This is a genomic window from uncultured Rothia sp. (genome assembly GCF_937976295.1).
Taxonomy (GTDB): domain Bacteria; phylum Actinomycetota; class Actinomycetes; order Actinomycetales; family Micrococcaceae; genus Rothia.
The window spans coordinates 1-3,183 of record NZ_CALJRY010000163.1; the positions used below are offsets into that span (position 1 = coordinate 1).

The 3,183-nt window shown below is 63.0% G+C and carries 2 protein-coding genes and 1 pseudogene; all 3 read left to right on the plus strand.

The window, feature by feature from the left end:
- Positions 1 to 1,175: pseudogene (locus Q0216_RS04520) on the plus strand (RNA helicase); the annotation flags it as partial.
- Between the two features lie 229 nt (positions 1,176 to 1,404).
- The gene (locus tag Q0216_RS04525) at positions 1,405 to 2,583 is read left to right on the plus strand and encodes an amidohydrolase (RefSeq protein ID WP_298593262.1); all 1,179 of its coding nucleotides are present in this window, start codon (positions 1,405 to 1,407) and stop codon (positions 2,581 to 2,583) included.
- 133 nt (positions 2,584 to 2,716) lie between these two features.
- On the plus strand, positions 2,717 to 3,183 hold a 467-nt coding region (locus tag Q0216_RS04530; protein WP_298593264.1), incomplete at its 3' end, for a glycosyltransferase.

The window sequence follows — 3,183 nt, forward strand, 5'->3', positions numbered from 1 at the left end:
ACCTGGGCGACTTCACCGAATACGTCCAGCTCAGCCGCCAGATCGCCGAACTGGAGAAGAAGGCGTCCAAGAGCAACGAACGCCACGCACGCGCGCAGGCACACCACAGCATCCAGCAGCTACTACCCGGCGACATCATCTACATTCCGCACGGCCGCTCCCGCGGCTACGCAGTCGTCATCACCCGCTCCGACTCGCACGCCGACCCGCGCATCGGCATCGTCACCGAGGATGCACACCAGCGCACCGCCTCAACCCGCGACTTCGAAGGCGCCATCGAACCGGTCTCACGCATCAAAATCCCCAAGCGCCTGAGCCTCAAAACCGCCAAGGAACGCCGCGACACCGCAAGCCGCATGCGCCAGGCACTCTACGACGGCCGCGCCCCGCGTGCGCTCGCACAGCAGAACATCCCTGCTCGTCAGAACAGCATTGACGCGCAGCTGGAGGCTCTGCAGGCTCAGTTGCGCAACCACCCGTGCCACGGCTGCTCCGACCGCGCAAACCACATGCGTTGGGCTGAGCGCTGGCAGAAGCTCAACTCCGAAACGGAAGGGTTGCGCCGCCAGATTGCCCGCCGCACCAACACAATCGCGCAGGTCTTCAACCGCATTGCGCGCCTGCTGGAAAGCTACGGCTACGTTGAACGCACCGAAGACGGCGAACTGTCACTCACCACCGGCGGCCAGGCTCTGCGCCGCATCTACGGCGAGCGCGACCTACTGACCGCCCTATGCCTGGACGCGCACTTCCTCGACGGACTGGAGCCCGCCGCCATCGCGGCAACCGTCGCCGCGCTAACCTACCAGGGTAAGCGCGACGCGGTGGAATACCTGGCCCACTACCCGCACCCGTCCCTGCGCGCACCCATTGCGACGATTACGCAGCGCCTCGCCGACCTGAACGCCGCCGAGGAACAGTTCAAGGTCAACCCGACCCCGGCATGCGACTTCGGCCTGGTCGAACCCATGTACGCCTGGGCGAACGGCGCCCACCTCGCAAAGGCAATCGAGGACACCGGCCTTGCCGCCGGCGACTTCGTGCGCTGGGCAAAGCAGGTACTGGACGCCCTGGACCAGATCGCGCACATCCGTTCGCTGGACCCGGTCATTCGCGCTCGCTGTGAAGAGGCGATTGAGGCGGTCCGCCGCGGCGTGGTCGCGCTGGACGTCTAACCCGCACCTTACACATAGTGCTACACGCGCCCGACCGGTTCGGGCTACCACCCCCGCTCCCATGCAACGTTCCGCCCCATCTAAGGCACGTCATCTAAGGACAAACGAACTACCGCAGGCAGCGGGGGTGCTTCTATACTCAAATGAGATGCTCAGCTCAGCTGCGCGGACACAAACGAAGTGCCCGCCCACGTGCGCCCCGGCGCGCCTCAAAGGTGAAAGGATTCAAATGTCTACCCGTATTTTCGTAGATGGTAGCGTGTACAGCCCGGTCGACCCCTACGCAACCGCAATGCTGGTCGAAGACGGCTTCGTCCGCTGGGTTGGTTCCGATTCCGGGGCACGTTCAATCGCCGACGAATCAACCACCATCACCGAACTCGAAGGCGCCCTGCTCACCCCCACCTTTGCGCGCGCACTAGCACCGGTAGCAGGCAAAGAAGCACCCGAAATCCTCGACTACCTGCAGGCATACCGCGCAGCCGGCTACCACACCCACACCGTACTCGCCGGCATGGAAGACGTACCCGACCTCGTCTCCGCACTCAGCTACTACACCGCCGAACACGGCACACCCGACATCCGCCTCATCCTCAACGCCACCGGCGTAGAAACCGACGAACTCATCAGCGCCATCAAGGCACTACGCCCCCTCACCGAAGGCGAACGCGCCGTCAAAGGCCTGCAGCTGGTAGGCATCTCCGTCGCACCCACCGAAGCCCCCGCAGCAGCACAGGTCGCCGAAGACGCCGCGCTCCTGCTCTCCATCGACGCATCCACCGGCTTCACCACCGCAGCTGACGCCGCGCTCGCCGTACGCGAAAACCACCCCTGGCTGTCCATCCGCCTCGACGCCGCAATCAGCACCCCGCAGGACCCCATCACCGACGAATACCTCACCAAGCTGGCGGAAGCACGCATCAACCTCGGCCTGACCGTCAGCGAACCCGAAGAAGACGAAGAAGCCAACGACACCGTCCAAGCACTCCTCGCACACGCCGGGGGAGAAGCACGCGAGTCCGTAGCCTCCGTAGCCCGCCGCGCAAACGCAGTCGGCACCTCCATCGCCCTTGGATCCGACACCCAACTCTACGCACCCGGCGCCTGGTCCCTCATCCGCGAACTCATCAACGACGAACACGGCATCTCCGCACGCAGCGCCTTCGCCGCCCTCACCCGCGGCGTATACCGCCTAGCACACGAAGAAAACCCCTTCACCGGCCAGCTAACCCCCGACACCCCCGCATACGTAGCACAGTGGCGCGTCGAAGCCCTCATGGTCCAGGCACCCGACTCCCGCGTAGCATCCTGGAGCACCGACCCCCGCGCTCGCATTCCGTTGCTTCCGGTGCTGGAGGAGGATTCGCCTCTGCCCATCCTGGAATCTATTTACACTGAAAGTAACTAATTTTTAGCTTGTCCACACCTTTTTAGGCGGTTCAGGAGCGGCGGAAGCCCCCGATGGTTCAGTTGCCCACATGTTTACCCGGTATACTGGATACCTACACTGCCTGTTTTATGTACACCTGTGAGGGAGTAATATGCGCGTTCTAACTGTCATCCCGACGTATAACGAGAAGGAAAACCTGCCCATCGTGGTAGAGCGTCTTCGCAAGGCAGCTCCCGAGGTGGACATTCTCGTGGTGGATGATAACAGCCCCGACGGCACCGGCCAGATTGCTGATGAGCTGTCGGCTAAGGATTCCCAGATTCACGTTCTGCACCGCACCGTTAAGGACGGTCTGGGTGGCGCATACCTCGCTGGCTTCGATTGGGGCCTTGAGGCAGGCTACGACGTTCTGATTGAGATGGACGCTGACTGCTCGCACCAGCCTGAACAGCTTCCTTCTCTGGTTCGTGCTGTGGAGGCGGGCGCTGACCTGGCTATCGGTTCGCGTTACGTTCCCGGCGGCAAGACCAAGAACTGGCCGGCTCACCGTCAGATTCTCTCTCGCGGCGCTAACCTGTACACCCGCCTGATTCTGGGCACCTCCATTAAGGACATTAC

Coding starts and splice junctions, on each gene's coding strand:
- Q0216_RS04525 (WP_298593262.1), top strand. CDS start 1,405: ATGTCTACCCGTATTTTCGTAGATGGTAGCGTGTACAGCCCGGTCGAC.